The sequence below is a fragment of the Streptomyces sp. M2CJ-2 genome, assembly GCF_016757295.1.
Taxonomy (GTDB): domain Bacteria; phylum Actinomycetota; class Actinomycetes; order Streptomycetales; family Streptomycetaceae; genus Streptomyces.
The window spans coordinates 1-328 of sequence record NZ_JAESIF010000318.1; the positions used below are offsets into that span (position 1 = coordinate 1).

A 328-nucleotide genomic window follows, 5' to 3' on the forward strand; every position below is an offset into this window, starting at 1 on the left:
AAGCCCGGGGTGGTGCCGAGCATCGCGGCGGCCCGGCCCATGGTGTAGGCGGGGTAGTCGTCGTCATCGAGACGGCCGAAGGAGTCGTCTGCTGTCACTTGCACCTCTCGGTAAAACGCGGGGTCTCGGTAAAACGCGGGGAGGGGCCCTGGCGCCAATGGCACCAGGGCCCCGAAGGAACTGCTACACCATCTGCCGGCCCTGATCCTGCGCCGGCCTCCTGTGTCCGCAGACCCGGCCGAGACGCTGCCGGGGGTGCGGGGATCGCGGTTGCTTGACCGGAGACCACCTCACTATCGATGTCCTGCGGTACCCGGGCCCAAGACGT

Annotated in this window: 1 pseudogene; it reads right to left on the minus strand. The window is 68.3% G+C overall.

Annotated elements, in window-relative coordinates:
* Positions 1–98 (minus strand): annotated as a pseudogene (locus tag JL475_RS41645) (MerR family transcriptional regulator); the annotation flags it as partial.
* Positions 99–328 lie beyond the last annotated feature (230 nt).